The organism is Caulobacter sp. 05T431 (assembly GCF_056665975.1).
Genome location: NZ_JBFTKU010000001.1, coordinates 47,893 through 63,814, shown reverse-complemented (window position 1 = coordinate 63,814; position 15,922 = coordinate 47,893). Strand labels below are relative to the sequence as shown.

The window sequence follows — 15,922 nt, the reverse complement described above, 5'->3', positions numbered from 1 at the left end:
GAGAACATTGCTGCGAAAGCCGGAGGCGTCAAGCCGCCCCCCTTCCCCCGCCTCGCCCTATCCGCTACAAGCCCCACCGCAATGACCCGCACGCCGCACCATCACGGCCACCACCACCATCCGACCTCGCCTCGCGGGATCGGCCGGGTCCGTTCGCTCTAAAGCGACCGCCCAGCCCGAGCCCCGCCCAAGGCGGATGGGGCTTGAGCACGAGCGCCATCCGTCGAGACCTTGAAGTTCTAAGGATCCGACGCGCGCCATGACCGATAAGACCGACGAGACCAGCGACAACACCTTCCGTCCCGAGGCCCGCAATCCGCGCGGCTTCGCCGACAAGCGCGCCCGCGACCTGCGGGCCGAGCGGGCGATCCTGGAGGCGGTGTCGGCCGTCTACGAGCGCTACGGCTTCGAGGCGCTGGACACCGGGGCGTTCGAATACGCCGACGCCCTGGGCAAGTTCCTGCCCGACAGCGACCGTCCCAACGAGGGCGTATTTGCGTTGCAGGACGATGACGACCAGTGGATGGCGCTGCGCTACGACCTGACCGCGCCCCTGGCCCGGTTCGCCGCCCAGAACTGGGAGACCCTGCCCAAGCCGTTCCGCCGCTACGCCTTCGGGCCGGTGTGGCGCAACGAGAAGCCGGGTCCCGGGCGGTTCCGCGAGTTCATCCAGTGCGACGCCGACACCGTCGGCTCGGCCCGTCCCGAGGCCGACGCCGAGATCATCGCCATGGCGGTCGAGGGCCTGCAGGCCGCCGGCCTGCCGCGCGGCGGGGCGGTGCTGAAGATCAACAACCGCAAGCTGCTGAACGGCCTGCTGACCGCGGCCGGGGTCGAGACCAACGGCCAGAAGCTGGCCGTGCTGCGCGCGGTCGACAAGCTGGACCGCCTGGGCGTGGAGGGCGTGCGCCTGCTGCTGGGCGAGGGCCGGCTGGACGAGAGCGGCGCCTTCACCAAGGGCGCGGGCCTGGTGGGCAAGGCGGTCGACTCGGTGCTGGACTTCGTCCAGGCGGGGAGCGGCGGGCGCTCGGACACGCTGGCGAAGATCGCCAACGTCATCGGCGGTTCGGCCGAGGGCGACGAGGGGCTGGACGAGCTGGCCAAGATCGACGCGGCCCTGAAGAGCCTGGGCGTGGCCGACGACCAGGCTCTTTTTGAGCCTTCGATCGTCMGTGGGCTCGAATACTATACGGGCGCGGTGTTCGAGGCCGAGCTGCTGCTGTCGACCACGGACGACAAGGGCAACAAGGTCAGCTTCGGCTCGATCGGCKGCGGCGGGCGCTATGACGACCTGGTGGCGCGGTTCACCGGCCAGCAGACCCCGGCCACGGGCTTCTCGTTCGGCGTCTCGCGCCTGGCGGCGGCGCTGCGGGCGGCGGGGCGCGAGCCCGGCGGCGCGGCGCGGGGCCCGGTGGTGATCATCGCCTTCGACCAGGCCCACATGGGCGAATATTTCGCCGTGGCCGGCGAGCTGCGCGCGGCGGGGATCCCGGCCGAGGTGTATCTCGGGACCTCGGGCATGCGGCCGCAGATGAAATACGCCGACCGGCGGCTGTCGCCGGCGGCGATCATGCTGGGCGGCGACGAGATCGCGGCCGGCACGGTCACCATCAAGGACCTGGACCTGGGCCGCGAGCTGGCCTCGGGCGTGGCCGACAACGCCGCCTGGAAGGCCGAGCGGCCGGGCCAGCAGACCATCCCGCGCGGCGAGCTGGTCGCGGCGGTCCGCAAGATCATCGGGGGCTAAGGCATGAGGCTCGAGCGTTCCATCCCGGCGGAGGCGCTCGACGCCATCCGCGCTCCGTTCCTGGCCGCCGGCGCCACGCCGACCGACGCGCCGGTGCTGCAGCCGCTGGGCCTGCTGCTGGACCTGGCCGGCGAGGCCATGCGCTCGCGGCTGTTCGTCGTCTCGGGCGACGCGGGCGAGGAGGCCTGCCTGCGGCCGGACTTCACCGTGGCCGTGGCGCGCCAGCACCTCGCTGCGGGTGAGGGCGCGGGCCGCTACTTCTACGAAGGCAAGGCGTTCCGCGTCGCGCCGCGCGGCAGCGACCGGGCCGAGGAGTTCCTGCAGATCGGGATCGAGGCCTTCGAGGCCGGCGATCCCGTGGCCGCCGACGCCGAGATCGCCGCCCTGGCCTGGGCGTCGTCCGTGGCCGGAGGACGCTCGGACCTGACCCTGCTGCTGGGCGACGTCAGCCTGTTCGGGGCCTTCGTCGACAGCCTGGGCCTGACCCCGCCCCTGGGCGCGCGGCTGAAGCGGGCCTTCACCAAGCCGCGCCAGCTGAGGATCGAGCTCGAAGGCGGATCGTCGGCCCTCGGACAAGCAATGGGCGAAGAGGGAAGCCGCATCGCGGCGCTGCTGGCGGGCCTGCCGGAGGCCGAGGCCTCGGCGGTGCTGCAGGAGCTGTGGAGCCTCGCCGGCATCGAGCCGGTGGGCGGCCGCCGTCCCGCCGAGATCGCCCACCGCCTGGTCGAGCGGGCTCAGGCCGCCAAGGCCGGGTCGCTGTCGGCCGGCGAGGCCGAGGCCGTGCGGGCCTTCCTGGCGGTCGGCGACCGTCCGGGCGCGGCCCTGGACGCCATCTCGGCCCTGGGCGGGCGCGAGCGCGGGGCGCTGGACGCGGCCCTGGACGGCTGGCGCAAGCGCCTGGCGGGCCTGGTCGCGCGCGGCGTGCCCGAGGACGGCATGACCCTGGCCGCCGCCTTCGGCCGGGCCTTCGGCTATTACGACGGCTTCCTGTTCGAGGTGCGCAGCGCGGCCCTGGACGAGGAACGCCCGGTGGCCGCCGGCKGCCGCTACGACGGCCTGCCCAACCGGCTGGGCGCGGAAACCAAGACCGGCGCCGTGGGCTGCATGGTGCGCCCGGCGCGAGCCTATGCGGGGGGCGGCGAATGAGTACTCCAGTGAATGGGCAGATGATCTTCGCCATTCCGTCAAAAGGCCGCCTGAAGGAGCAGGTCGAGGCCTGGCTGGCCGAGTGCGGCTTCCGGCTGGAGATGTCGGGCGGCTCGCGCGGCTATTCGGCCGAGCTGTCGGGCCTGCCGGGCGTGTCGGTGCGCCTGCTGTCGGCCGGCGACATCGCCGCGGGCCTGGACAGCGGCGAGCTGCACCTGGGCGTCACCGGCGAGGACCTGCTGCGCGAGCGCGGCGACGACATGGACGCCCGGGTCATGCTGCTGCGGGCCCTGGGCTTCGGCCGCGCCGACCTGGTGGTGACCGCCCCCAAGAGCTGGCTGGACGTCGACACCATGGCCGACATCGACGAGGTGGGTCACGCGCACCTTGCGAAGACGGGCCGGCGTCTCCGTGTGGCCACCAAGTACGTCACCCAGACCCGGGCCTTCTTCGCCCGCCACGGCGTGGCCGACTACCGGATCGTCGAGAGCAGCGGGGCCACCGAGGGGGCCCCGGCGGCCGGGGCGGCCGAGCTGGTGGTCGACATCACCACCACGGGGGCGACCCTGGCGGCCAACGGCCTGAAGGTGCTGAGCGACGGGGTGATCCTCAAGAGCCAGGCCCAGCTGACCGCCTCGCTGATCACGCCGTGGACGGCCGGGCAGCTGGACTCGCTGGCCCGCCTGCTGTCGGTGGTCGAGGCCAAGGGCCGGGCGCGGAACATGGCCACCCTGGTGTGGCCGGCCGAGCAGGACGCGGCGGGCCAGGCGGCCGTGGCCCCGTTCGTCGGCCAGGGCGCCCGGCGGGCCAACGGCGCCCTGCTGGCCGCCGCCGACCTTTTCGACGCCGCCGCCGCCCTGGGCGCGGCCGGAGTCGAGCCGGTCACCGTCTCGCGTCCCGACTATGTCTTCGAGTCGCGCTCGGCCGTGCTGGTCAAGCTTCGGGAGAAGCTGAATCGGTAAGTTTTGACTGACTTGTCAAAAATATCGTGGGAGAACGACGATAAGTTTGACCCGCCAGTCCAATMTAACGGTTTTGTGTCAAAAATTTTCGTTTCCCCTTACGGAATCCGGATCGTTGCCGTTGACACCATCTCGGATTTGCCGTTTCTAACCCTTGCAAGGAAGAAACGAGCCCAAAGAGAGCTCCCTTCCTTCGGCGTTTCGGGGAGGAAACGCCCACCTAGATCGAATGATCGAGAAATAGCTGGACCCGTCGCGATTATCCCCCGCGACGGGTTTGGTGTTTCTGGGCCCTGGTTTCGGTTTTTGACGCAGACGATAAAAACGGCGGCTCCGCATGGCGGGCCGCCGTTTTTGCGTTCCCGGGGGACATGCGCTTGCGCGTGTCCCCAAGTCTGTGGCGCGGTTGGGGACACGCCGCGAGGGCGTGTCCCMGGTCCGTGCTACCAGATCCGGACCCGGTCCTCCGGTGCGACGTACAGCTTGTCGCCCGGCTTGACGTCGAAGGCGCCGTACCAGCCGTCTTGGTTCCGGATGGTGCCGTTGACGCGGTAATAGGCCGGCGAGTGCGGGTCGCTGACCACCTGCTGGCGCAGCGCGTCGTCGCGGATCTTGGCGCGCCAGACCTGGGCCCAGCCCAGATAGACGCGCTGGTCGCCCGTGAAGCCGTCGATCACCGGGGCCGGCTTGCCGCCCAGCGAGGCGTGATAGGCCTGCAGGGCGAAGGCCAGGCCGCCCATGTCGCCGATGTTCTCGCCCATGGTCAGGGCGCCGTTGACCTTGGCGCCGGGCAGGGGCTCGAACGCGCCGTACTGGGCGCCCAGCTTGTCGGCCTGGGTCTTGAACTTGGCGGCGTCCTCGGCGGTCCACCAGTCGCGCAGCACGCCCTTGCCGTCCGACTTGCGGCCCTGGTCGTCGAAGCCGTGGCTGATCTCGTGGCCGATCACCCCGCCGATGCCGCCGTAGTTGACGGCCGGGTCGGCATCCGGATGGAAGAACGGGGCCTGCAGGATGGCGGCCGGGAACACGATCTCGTTGTTGACCGAGTTGTAGTAGGCGTTGACCGTCTGCGGGGTCATGCCCCACTCGCTCTTGTCGACCGGGCCGTTCAGGCGCTCGACGTCATGGCGCCACTCGAAGGCGCCGGCGCGCAGGGCGTTGCCGTAGACGTCGTCGGACTTGATCACCAGCTTGGAATAGTCGCGCCACTTGTCGGGGTAGCCGATCTTCACGGTGAAGTTGGCCAGCTTGTCCTCGGCCTGAGCCTTGGTCTCGGGCGACATCCAGTCCAGCGTTTCCAGGCGGGCCTTCAGGACGGCGCGGATGTTGCCGACCAGGTCGACCATCTTGGCCTTGGATTCCGGCGGGAAGTAGCGGGCCACGTAGACGCGGCCGACCGCCTCGCCCAGCTCGCCGTTCACCGAGGCGACGGCGCGCTTCCAGCGCGGCTTCTGCTCGGGCTGGCCGGCCAGGGTCTTGTTGCGGAACGCGAAGCTGGCGTCGACGAAGCGCTTGGACAGCAGCGGCGCGGCGCCGTCGGCGACCTTGAACGCCTGCCAGGCCTTCAGGGTGTCCAGCGGGGTGTCGGCATAGACCTTGGCGAACTTCGGGAAGGCGGTGTTGGTGGTCACCACCACGCGGTCGATCTTGGGCAGCTCGGTCCCGACCAGGTAGCGGTTCCAGGCGAAGCCCGGGGTCAGGGCCTGCAGCTCGGCCGGGGTCATGGGGTTGTAGGTCTTGTCGCGGTCGCGGCGCTCGGCGCGGGTCCACGAGGCCTCGGCCAGCTGGGTCTCGAAGGCGACGACGGCCTTGGCGTTCTCGGCCGGCTTGTCCCAGCCGATCAGGGTCAGCATCTGGGCGACATAGGCCTCGTAGGCGGTCTTCTTCTCGGCGAACTTGGCGTCGAGATAGTAGTCGCGGTCGGGCAGGCTGAGGCCGCCGGTCGTGGCGTAGACGGCGTAGCGGGTCGGGTTCTTGGCGTCGGCGCTGATGCCCAGGCCCAGGATCGTCGAGAAGCCGGTCGTGGCGCTGCGGCCCATCAGGGCGGTGAAGTCGTCCTTGGTCCCGACCTTCTTGATGTCGGCCAGTTCCGGGGCGATCGGCTTGGCGTCCAGCTTCTCGGCCAGGGCCTCGTCCATGAAGGCGGTGTAGGCGGCGCCGATCTTGACCGTGTCGGCGTCGGGGGTCTTGGCCGAGGCGGCCTCGGTGATGATCGCCTTGGTGCGGGCTTCCGACAGCTCGGCCAGCTTGTCGAAATTGCCGTAGCGGGTGCGGTCGCTGGGGATGACGGTGGTCGCGTCCCAGGTCCCGTTGGCGTACTTGTAGAAGTCGTCGCCCGGCTTGACCGAACGGTCCATGCCCGAGGCGTCGAAGCCCCACGTTCCGTAGCGCGGCGACTCCAGCGACATCGTCGCGGGGCCGGCGGCCGGGGTGTCGGCGGCGACGAACAGCGACTGCAGGGTGCAGGCGTCGTCGATGCAGGCGTGGTCGTGATCCTCGCGGGCTTGCGCCCCGAAGGCCGACAGGGACAGCGCGGCCACGGCGGCGGCTGCGAACCAGACTCGTTTCATGAAAGTTCGTTCCACTGGAAGAAGTGGATCGCAACTTGGCCATTCCAGGGCGTTTCGTCCCTTACATTTTTGTCATGTTTGGACGGGGAGCTGGATTCCGGCGCCCAAGGTCAGTTCGCGCCGTTGCGGAGCTTCCCCTGATGCGCCACGCTTTGGATATGCCGAATATTAGAGCGCTGCTGCTGGCCGGATCCCTAGGCCTGTTCGTCGCAGCCGTTTCCGCGACGGCGGGGTATGTCCTCGCCACGCCGAGTTTGGTCCGTCCCGCCGACGCGCCTCTCGTTGAGCGAGCCCGCAGGGACGCGACGATCGCGTTTGGCGGAAATTGGAGCCAGCGCCGGACCCTTCCCGTCGTCATGCGGCTCTCGGATCGAACCTGCGTCGAATTTCGCTCGTTTCGGCCCGATGAAGCCGGGAACTACGTGGTTTGCTACGCCCGCCGCGGCGGCGGGAAGGTGGAGGAGCTGGCCGGTACCGGCTTCTAGTGCGCGGAAGTCATCGGCGGCGAGGTGCACTCGCGGCCGGGGACATGCCCTTGCGGCGTGTCCCCAAATTTCGCACCGAGCCTGGTCTTGGGGACACGCCGCGAGGGCATGTCCCCGTCAGTGCGGCTTTCGCCCTCAGTGGTGATCCATATGCATCCCGGCCATCGGGTCGGCCTTGGGCGGGCCGGCTTCCACCGAGAGGTCGATGCGCATCTTGCGGCCGTCGTCGAACACCAGGGTCAGGGGCGTCTTGCCGCCCAAGGCCTGGGCGCTCTTCAGGCCCATCAGCATCAGGTGATAGCCGCCGGGGGCGAACTCGACCTTGGCGCCGGGGGCGATGGTCAGGCCGCCGGTGAGCGCCCGCATCGAGGAGACGCCGCCCGTCATGCTGGACTGGTGGATGGTGGCCGAGCGGGCGGCGGGGGTCTCGACCGCCACCAGCTTGACCGGCTTGGCGCCGACATTGGCCACGGTCAGGTAGCCGACGCCGTTCATGCCGGCCTGGGCGGGGCGGGTCCACGGGCGGCGGACCTCGATCCCGCCGGCGCGGTAGTCGCCGGCGAAAGCGGGGGCGGAGAGGGTGAGGGCGGCGACGGCCGCGAGGGCGAAACGGTTCATGGTTCTACTCTGCACTAGTGCTTCATGCCCGGCATGTCGGGCATGGCGGGCGCTTGGTCGGTGGCGGCGGGGGTCAGGCGCACGGTCGGGGCCGGGCGGGTCAGCTTCTCGCCGGGGCGCTGCGGATCGGGGATCTCGGTCCACTGGCTCTCGCCCTTCTCGCAGGTCTGGATGGTCGGGAAGACCAGCGAGCCGGGCTCGCCGGCCTTTGGGGCGGGCAGCTTCATCAGCAGGGCGAAGTCGTCGAACTGGTCGTCGGGCAGGCGGCCGGTCCAGGTGACGGCGGTGGTCCGCTCGCCGTCCTTCTCGATGGCGATGGTCCAGCCCGGCTTGGGCTGGGGCCGGGCCGAGGCCACGCCGTCGGGCACCTCGACCCGCAGCTTCAGCGTGGCGTCGCCGGCCGCGCAGGCATGGCCCACGCGGAAGGCGATGGCGGAATAGGACCCGGCCTTGGCCTCGCCCGGCGCGGCCACGACGTGGGCCAGGGCGAGCGAGGGGGCGGCTGCGACAGCCGCCAGGGCCAGCAGGGCGATGATCGGAGCTTTCATGGCGTCCTCCCTCAGAAGTTCACGGTGACGCCGCCGAACACCGACCGGGCGTCGCCCGGCCACAGGGTGGCGGTCGCGGCGGTCCAGGTCAGGGCGGCCTGGGTGTTGGACACATAGGCCTTGTCGGCCAGGTTCCGCGCGTCGAGGAACAGCGACACCGAACGCGTAACCTTCCAGCCGGCGTTCAGGTTCAGGATCGCGTAGCCCGGCGCCTTTTTGGTGTTGGCGTAGTCGATCCACTGGTCGGTGGCCGACCACTCGACCGAGGGGGCCACGAACCAGCCGCGCGGGTCGTCGTAGCGGACCTCCGAGCGATAGAAGTTCTCGGGCACGATCGGCAGGCGGTTGTCGCCGTACTGGGCGTCGCCGTCGAAGCGGAAGTCCGACCAGGTCCAGGTCTGGCGCAGGCGCCAGCGCGGGGCCACGGCCCAGTCCAGGGCCGCCTCGATCCCCTGGTGGATCGTCCTGTCGGCGTTGAAGGTCGAGGCCGGGATCGACGCATTGACCGTGTACTGCAGCATCTCCTTCTTCAGGTTCGCGCGGTAGGCGGTGACGTCGTAGGTGAACGGGCCCCTGTGGCCGCGCGCGCCGATCTCGCCGGTCCAGGCGTCCTGGGCCCGCACCGGGGCGAAGCCGGTGTTGGTGGGCGACATCGAGCCCAGGTTCGGCGGCTCGACCGAGCGGGTGAGGTTGGCGAAGACCTGGTCGCCGGCCTCGTCCTGCCACAGCAGGCCGAGGCGGGGCGAGATCCAGTCGTAGGTCTTCTCGGCGTGCAGGTTGAAGGTGGTCGGGACGCCCGGCACGGCGAAGCTGGTGTAGTCGCGGCCCGCCTGGCCCCAGGTCGCGCCGGCCACTACGGCCAGGTGGTCGGTCATGAACAGCCGGCCCTCGCCGAACACGTCGACCGCGTCGGCGTTCTGCTGCGTGCGCGAGGTCGGCGCGCCGCGGGCGCCGCGGACATTGACGTAGAAGTTGGAGTCCATGTCGCCGGTCCGGTACCAGGCGCCGAAGAAGGCGTCGGCCTTCCTGCCGCCCAGCTCGCCGTCCCAGTCGAACCGGCCGAAGGCGCCGTAGTTCCGGCTCTGCTGGTCGATGACCTGGAAGATCGGGTGGTCCAGGTCCTTCCACACCGCATAGACCGCGCCCTGGAAGACCAGCTGGTCGGAAAGCCGCCAGGTGGTGCGCAGCGAGCCGCGCAGGCCGCGCTGGTTGCGGCCCTGGTCGCCGTTGGCGTTGGCGACGGCGGTCTGGTGGGGATCGGCCTGGAACTGGGCCAGGGTCAGGGCGCCGGGGATCTCCTGGTTGATGTTCGAGCCGTTGACGATGAAGCGGACCTCGCGGTCCTGGCCGAACGACCGGCCGACGTTCAGCGACCCGAACTGGATGTTCTGCTGGCTCTGCGAGCGCCAGCCCTGGGCGGTCTGGTTGGTGGCGGCGGCGTAGACGTCCCAGTCGCCCGACTGGCGGGCCAGGGCGACGCGCTCGCGCAGCAGGCCGAACGAGCCGCCGTCGATCCGGATCTGGTTCTCGAACCCGGCGTCGCGGCCCGTGGGCGTGACCATGTTGATCGCCCCGCCCAGCAGGGCGCCGCCGAAGCGCAGGGCGTTGCCGCCGCGATAGACCTCGACATAGCGGGTGTTCAGCGGGTCGGCGATCTGGCTGTCGCCGTAGCCGTCGGCCTCGTTCAGCGGCACGCCGTCCTGGGCCAGCAAGAGGCCGCGGTTGTGGCTGGCGTTGCCGATGCCCGAGCCGCGGATCGAGATCCGCACGTCGCCGCCCCACTTGCGCTGGGCGTAGACGCCGGGGGCGTCGCGCAGCATGTCGTCCAGGGCCAGGGCCTGGCGCTCGATGAAGGCCTCCTGCGAGATCACCGACACCCCGCCGGGGGTCTCCGACAGGCGCCGGCGGGCGGCGGCCACGACGGGCGGGTCCTCGGGATTGGCGCGGGCGGTGACGATGACGGAGTCGACGGCGGTGCGCTGGTCGGCGTCGCTTTCGGTCGCGTGGGCGAGCGCGGGGAGGCCCAGGGGGGAGCAGAGGGCGGCGCCGGCCAGCAGGGCCAGGCGGAAGGAGGGCGGCATGGGGGTGTCCCGAGGTCTGAAGGCGTGACGACGCGCGTCGTCGGCGTTCGGCCGTGGACGCGCGCAACGAAGGTCAGGCGATCAGGCGGTGGGCGGACCCTGTCCGGGCGGACGCGGGGGCGCGCGGGCCAGGGCGACGCCGGTCAGGGCGGCGACGGGGGCGGGCGCGACGTGGACGCCGTAGAGCACCGGCGCGACGGCGACGTCGGGCGCGGTGGTGGTGGCCAGGGCCACGGCCAGGCACTGGGCGCAGGGCAGGCCGGCGAACCCTTTCGGATCCTTCTTGCCGATCACGTCGCCGCTGACCTGTTCGACCTTGGCTCCGTCGGCGGTGCAGATCATCACCGACTGGCCGGCCGCGTCGTGGGCCATGGCGGCCGCAGGGATCAGGGCCTGGACGAGCAGGGCCAGCATCGCCAGCAGGGCGATGGGCCAGGTCGTCCGGGACTTGTCCCGAGATTGGGCGCGGCGGGGGCTCATGGTGAGGCGTCCCTAAGCCGGGACGCAGGGCGGGTCAATGCGGCGTGACGCCGGCCGGGGACATGCACACGTGCGTGTCCCCAATTCTGGGCGCGGAGCTTGAGGTGGGGACACGCCCAAGGGCATGTCCCCGATCCTAGTGCACCGAAGCCGGCGGCGGGGCCTTCCTCGGGGCCAGGGCCAGCATGCCGCGCGCGATCTCCTGTTCGCCGATCAGGGCGTGGGTGGCGCCCATCTGGGTCAGCAGGTCGACGTCGTTGTCGGTATAGGCGCGGGCGATGATCTTGACCGCCGGGCTGGCGGCGCGGGCCTGTTCGATGATCCGGGCGGCCTCGAACGGACTGGGCACGGCGACGAACAGGTGGGTGGCCTCGGCCAGGCCCGCCTGCAGCAGCACCTCCGGGCGCACGGCGTTGCCCTGGATCACCTCGAAGCCGCCGGCCCGCAGCTCGTCGGCCCGCTCGCCCTCGTCCTCGATCACCACCAGCGGCATGCGGCCCTTCAGCCCCTCGGCCACGGCCTTGCCGACGCGGCCGTAGCCCACCAGCACGCCGTGCGGCTGGGCCGCGACGGCGGGCGCGACCGTTCCGGCGCGCTTCTCCAGCTTGACCAGCACCTTGTCGAGGATGGCGAACAGCAGGGGGTTCAGCAGGATCGACAGGATGGCCCCGGCCAGGATCAGGTCCTGGCCCTCCTTGGGCAGCAGCTTCAGCGACACGCCCAGCCCCGCCAGGATGAACGAGAACTCGCCGATCTGGGCGAGACTCGCCGAGATGGTCAGGGCCACGCTCGTGGGGCGCTTGAAGGCGACGACGATCAGATAGGCCGCCACCGACTTGCCGATCACGATGATCGCCAGGGTGGCCAACACGGCCAGGGGCTCGCGCAGCACCACCGACCAGTTGAACAGCATGCCGATCGACACGAAGAACAGCACGGCGAAGGCGTCGCGCAGCGGCAGGGTCTCGTTGGCGGCCTGTTGGCTGAGCTCGCTCTCGGCCATGATCATGCCGGCGAAGAAGGCCCCCAGGGCGAACGACACGCCGAACAGCGCCGCCGAGCCGAACGCCACGCCCAGGGCGATGGCCAATACGGCCAGCCGGAACAGCTCGCGCGAGCCGGTGTGGGCGATGCGGTGCAGGATCCACGGGATCACCCGCCGGCCGACGATCAGCATGAAGGCCACGAAGGCGGCGACCTTGCCCAGGGTCATGGCGAAGGCCCCCAGCACGCCGCCGGGGCCGGGGGGCGGGGCCTCGCCGCCCAGGATCCCCGACAGGGCCGGCAGCAGCACCAGGGCCAGCACCATGGCCAGGTCCTCGACGATCAGCCAGCCCACGGCGATGCGGCCGCGGTCGGTCTCGATCAGCCGCCGCTCCTGCAGGGCGCGCAGCAGCACCACGGTCGAGGCCACCGACAGGGCCAGGCCGAACACGATCCCCGCCCCCAGGGTCCAGCCCAGCAGGTGGGCCAGGCCGATGCCCATCAGGGTGGCGGCCAGGATCTGCACGACCGCGCCGGGAATGGCGATCTTGCGCACGGCCATCAGGTCCTTGACCGAGAAGTGAAGTCCCACGCCGAACATCAGCAGGATCACCCCGATCTCGGCCAGCTGCGGCGCCAGCTCGGTGTCGGCCACGTAGCCGGGGGTGAACGGTCCGACGACCACGCCCGCCACCAGGTAGCCGACCAGCACGGGCAGCTTGAAGCGGTTGGCGATGGCGCCGAACACGAAGGCCAGGCCGAGGCCGGCGACGATGGTGGCGATCAGGGACGTGTGGTGCAAAGGCGCTCCTTGACGGTCAACATTTTCGGGCGTACTCAACCAATATGGGTGACTAAGCCCGGGAGCGCCAGATGCCCCACGCAAAAATCCTCCTGCCGGCCCAGTGCCGCGGCGCGCGCGGCCTGCTGGGCTGGTCGCAGGGCGACCTGGCCGACCGGGCCGGCGTCTCGCGCAGCACGGTCAAGGACTTCGAGACCGAGCGCCACGCCCTGCACCATAGCACCGAACGCCTGCTGATCGACGCGCTCGAGACGGGCGGCGTGGCGCTGATCCCGCCCGACAATGATCACGAGGATGGGGCCGGCGCCGGCGTGCGGCTGAAACTCGCCAGCTAGGAACCTGCCAAGAGGGGGCCCCACCACGTGAACCATGCGATGTCGCCGGCGGACTACAAGGACCTGGTGCTGTTCCTGGCCACGGCGGGCATCGTCGCGCCGCTGTTCAAGCGGCTGAAGCTGAACCCCATCCTGGGCTTCCTGATCGCCGGCGTGATCCTGGGACCGTTCGGCCTGGGGGCGCTCTCCCGCACCCTGCCCTGGCTGGACTACGTCACCGTCGACAACCCTCAGGAAATCGCCCAGCTGGCCGAGTTCGGGGTGGTGTTCCTGCTGTTCATGATCGGGCTGGAGCTGTCGTGGGAGCGGCTGCGGCTGATGCGCAAGCTGGTCTTCGGCCTGGGCGCCCTGCAGATGATCGGCTGCTCGCTGGCCCTGGGCGCCATCGCCATGGCCCTGGGCCAGCAGCCCGTCGCCGCCCTGGCCATCGGCGCGGCCCTGACCCTGTCGTCCACCGCCATCGCCGTGCCGGTGCTTGTCGAGCGCAAGCGCCTGCATTCCGAGGGCGGACGGGCGACCTTCTCGGTGCTGCTGTTCCAGGACCTGGCCGTGGCCCCGATCCTGATCACCCTGGCCGTGCTGGGCCGGGGCGACGGGTCGTTCAGCCTGCGCGACCTGCTGGCCCTGGGCCCGGCGGCGGTCGGCCTGGGGGTGATCGTGCTGTTCGGCCGCCTGGCCCTGCGGCCGATGATGCGCTCGGTCGCCAAGGCCAAGAGCGAAGAGATGTTCATGGCCGCCTGCCTGCTGGTGATCATCGGGGCGGGGCTGGTGGCGTCGCTGTCGGGCCTGTCGATGGCCCTGGGCGCCTTCGTGGCCGGCATCCTGCTGGCCGAGACCGAGTACCGCCACGAGGTCGAGGTCAAGATCGAGCCGTTCAAGGGCCTGCTGCTCAGCCTGTTCTTCGTGTCGCTGGGCATCCGCCTGGACCTGTCGCTGCTGGTCGCCTCGCCGGTCTTCGTCCTGGCGGTCGCCGCCGGGCTGATCGGGGTCAAGGGCGTGATGGTCATGGGGCTGGGCCGGCTGATGGGCCTGTCGGGCCGGGCGGCGATCGAGGCCGCCCTGACCCTGGCGGCCGGCGGCGAGTTCGCCTTCGTGATCCTGGACAACGCCATGGGCGCCAGCGTGGTCTCCGACCAGGTCGGCCAGGCGGTGCTGGTGGCCGCCACCCTGACCATGTTCCTGATCCCGCTGCTGGCGGGGATCGGCGCCCGCCTGGCCAAGCGCGCGGCGGCCCCGGTCAGCGAGGCGCCCGAAGTCGCCGAGCACCAGGGCGAGGAGCCCGAGGGCCGGGTGCTGGTTGTGGGCTACGGCCGGGTCGGCCGGCTGGTCGGCGACATGCTGGACCGCCACGAGCTGCCCTGGATCGCCATCGACCGCGACCCCGGCTTCGTCCAGCAGGGCCGCCGCAACGGCCACCGCGTCTATTTCGGCGACGCCTCGCGGGTCGAGCTGCTGGAGCGCTGCGGCCTGGACTACGCCCGGGCGGTGGTGGTGACCATGGACTCGCCGGAGGCGGCGGAAGCCGTGGTGGCTGCCGCGCGCGGCCATCGCCCCGACCTGACGATCGTCGCCCGGGCCCGCGACGCCCGCCACGCCGCCCGCCTCTACGAGCTGGGCGCCACCGACGCCGTGCCCGAGACCATCGAGGCCTCGCTGCAGCTGTCGGAAGCCGTGCTGGTCGACATCGGCGTGCCCATGGGCCTGGTCATCGCCTCGATCCACGAGCGCCGCGACGAATACCGCAAGGTCCTGAACCGCCCGGACGCCCTGGGCGGCCGCCGCAAGCGCCTGCGCGACGCGGGGCGAAGCTAGGCCCGCCGCGCGGGTCTTTCGGCGCGCGTCCTTCCCGGCCTATCGTCCCCGGACAATCAGGGGACAGACACATGCCGATCCACGCGCTCGCGCGCCTCCTCGCGCCAATCCTCACGGCCCTGCTCGTCGCATCCTCGGCCCAGGCCGGCCCGCGCGAGAACGAGCTGGCCTTGCCGATCGGCGGCACGCCCGGGTCGCTGGACGCCATCACCGACGTCGCTGGGGTCGAGGTCGGCCACACCACCCTGATCTCCGGCCACGGCAAGCTGGTCCCCGGACAAGGGCCGGTGCGCACCGGGGTGACCGTGGTCCTGCCGCGCGGCAAGGTCGACGCCGACCCGGTGTTCGGCGCCTGGTTCACCCTGAACGGCAACGGCGAAATGACCGGCACGACCTGGTTGCAGGAGGGCGGCTACCTGGAGGGGCCGGTGGCCATCACCAACACCCACAGCGTCGGGGTGGTCCGCGACGCCGTGATCCAGTGGGAGCTGTCGCGCCAGGCTGTGCTGCAGCCCTGGTGGCTGCCCGTCGTGGCCGAGACCTATGACGGCCTGCTCAACGACATCAACGGTTTCCACGTCAAGCCCGAGCACGTCCTGGCGGCCTTGGACTCGGCCAAGGGCGGACCGGTCCAGGAAGGCTCGGTCGGCGGCGGCACGGGCATGGTTTGCCTGCACTTCAAGGGCGGGATCGGCACCGCCTCGCGGGTGCTGCCGGCCAAGCAAGGCGGCTATACCGTCGGCGTCCTGGTGCAGTGCAATTTCGGCGGCCGCAAGGACCTGCGCATCGCCGGGGCGCCGATCGGCGAGGCGATCCCCGACCTGCTGCCCTGCTACGCCAGCGGTGCAACCGCCCCGCCGGCCGGCAAGTGGCTGAAGCCCTGCGACGCCACGGCGGCGGCGCGCGGCCAGGCCTCGGCGGACGATATCCGCGAGCAGGGCTCGATCATCGTGGTGCTGGCGACCGACGCGCCGCTGCTGCCGCATCAGCTGAAGCGGCTGGCCACCCGGGTCGCGCTGGGTGTCGGCCGGCAGGGCGGCTTCGGCGGCAACGGCTCGGGGGACATCTTCATCGCCTTCTCGACGGCCAATCCCAAGGTCTGGTCGGCGGAGGACGTCTCGTCCGTCCGGATGCTGAGCAACGACCAGATGGACCCGCTGTTCAAGGCCACAGCCCAGGCGACCGAGGCCGCGATCACCAACGCCCTGCTGGCGGGCGAGACCATGACCGGCGCCGACGACGTGAGGGTGTACGCCATGCCGGTGGACCGGATGCTCGAGGCGATGAAGCGATACGGGCGGGCGGCCAAGCCCTAGGGGCGGGACGCCGGGCCGCGCCTACTTGCAGTCCGG

At 70.9% G+C, this 15,922-nt stretch carries 12 protein-coding genes and 1 pseudogene; 7 read left to right on the top strand and 6 right to left on the bottom strand.

The window, feature by feature from the left end; all coding sequences use genetic code 11:
* The first annotated feature begins 259 nt into the window (after window positions 1–259).
* The 3 genes and pseudogenes from hisS to hisG all read left to right on the top strand — a co-directional run bounded on the left by hisS (window position 260) and on the right by hisG (window position 3,855).
* Window positions 260–1,747: a histidine--tRNA ligase gene (gene hisS, locus AC1U89_RS00305; RefSeq protein ID WP_479897647.1), complete on the top strand. Its 1,488-nt coding sequence runs from the start codon at window positions 260–262 to the stop codon at window positions 1,745–1,747.
* Window positions 1,722–2,893 (top strand): annotated as a pseudogene (locus tag AC1U89_RS00300) (ATP phosphoribosyltransferase regulatory subunit); the annotation flags it as partial. The gene hisS and the pseudogene AC1U89_RS00300, both read left to right, overlap by 26 nt.
* Entirely contained in the window at window positions 2,890–3,855 is a 966-nt protein-coding gene (hisG, locus tag AC1U89_RS00295; RefSeq protein WP_479897646.1) for an ATP phosphoribosyltransferase, read from the top strand. The pseudogene AC1U89_RS00300 and the gene hisG, both read left to right, overlap by 4 nt.
* Before the next feature lie 443 nt (window positions 3,856–4,298).
* On the opposite strand, the gene AC1U89_RS00290 is transcribed toward hisG, so the two are convergent.
* The gene (locus AC1U89_RS00290; protein WP_479897645.1) at window positions 4,299–6,425 is read right to left on the bottom strand and encodes a M13 family metallopeptidase; all 2,127 of its coding nucleotides are present in this window, start codon (window positions 6,423–6,425) and stop codon (window positions 4,299–4,301) included.
* A 140-nt stretch (window positions 6,426–6,565) separates the two neighbouring features.
* On the opposite strand from AC1U89_RS00290, the gene AC1U89_RS00285 reads away from it, so the two are divergent.
* Entirely contained in the window at window positions 6,566–6,910 is a 345-nt protein-coding gene (locus tag AC1U89_RS00285) for a hypothetical protein (RefSeq protein WP_479897644.1), read from the top strand.
* A gap of 135 nt (window positions 6,911–7,045) precedes the next feature.
* On the opposite strand, the gene AC1U89_RS00280 is transcribed toward AC1U89_RS00285, so the two are convergent.
* From AC1U89_RS00280 to ybaL, 5 genes are all read right to left on the bottom strand, one after another.
* Window positions 7,046–7,528 carry a copper chaperone PCu(A)C gene (locus tag AC1U89_RS00280; RefSeq protein WP_479897643.1) on the bottom strand — a complete coding sequence of 161 codons (483 nt, stop codon included), beginning with the start codon at window positions 7,526–7,528 and terminating at the stop codon, window positions 7,046–7,048.
* A gap of 14 nt (window positions 7,529–7,542) precedes the next feature.
* Window positions 7,543–8,076 carry a YcnI family protein gene (locus AC1U89_RS00275; RefSeq protein WP_479897642.1) on the bottom strand — a complete coding sequence of 178 codons (534 nt, stop codon included), beginning with the start codon at window positions 8,074–8,076 and terminating at the stop codon, window positions 7,543–7,545.
* Window positions 8,077–8,087: 11 nt separating this feature from the next.
* Window positions 8,088–10,157 carry a TonB-dependent receptor family protein gene (locus tag AC1U89_RS00270; protein ID WP_479897641.1) on the bottom strand — a complete coding sequence of 690 codons (2,070 nt, stop codon included), beginning with the start codon at window positions 10,155–10,157 and terminating at the stop codon, window positions 8,088–8,090.
* Window positions 10,158–10,238: 81 nt separating this feature from the next.
* The gene (locus AC1U89_RS00265) at window positions 10,239–10,637 is read right to left on the bottom strand and encodes a DUF2946 family protein (protein ID WP_479897640.1); all 399 of its coding nucleotides are present in this window, start codon (window positions 10,635–10,637) and stop codon (window positions 10,239–10,241) included.
* A gap of 136 nt (window positions 10,638–10,773) precedes the next feature.
* Window positions 10,774–12,423 (bottom strand): YbaL family putative K(+) efflux transporter, encoded by a 1,650-nt coding sequence (gene ybaL / locus AC1U89_RS00260; RefSeq protein ID WP_479897639.1) that lies wholly within the window; start codon window positions 12,421–12,423, stop codon window positions 10,774–10,776.
* Window positions 12,424–12,494: 71 nt separating this feature from the next.
* On the opposite strand from ybaL, the gene AC1U89_RS00255 reads away from it, so the two are divergent.
* The 3 genes from AC1U89_RS00255 to AC1U89_RS00245 all read left to right on the top strand — a co-directional run bounded on the left by AC1U89_RS00255 (window position 12,495) and on the right by AC1U89_RS00245 (window position 15,886).
* Entirely contained in the window at window positions 12,495–12,758 is a 264-nt protein-coding gene (locus AC1U89_RS00255; RefSeq protein WP_479897638.1) for a helix-turn-helix transcriptional regulator, read from the top strand.
* Window positions 12,759–12,797: 39 nt separating this feature from the next.
* Window positions 12,798–14,570 carry a cation:proton antiporter domain-containing protein gene (locus AC1U89_RS00250; RefSeq protein WP_479897895.1) on the top strand — a complete coding sequence of 591 codons (1,773 nt, stop codon included), beginning with the start codon at window positions 12,798–12,800 and terminating at the stop codon, window positions 14,568–14,570.
* Between the two features lie 71 nt (window positions 14,571–14,641).
* Window positions 14,642–15,886, top strand: coding sequence for a DmpA family aminopeptidase (locus AC1U89_RS00245; protein WP_479897637.1), 1,245 nt, complete (start codon window positions 14,642–14,644; stop codon window positions 15,884–15,886).
* The last annotated feature ends 36 nt before the right edge of the window (window positions 15,887–15,922 follow it).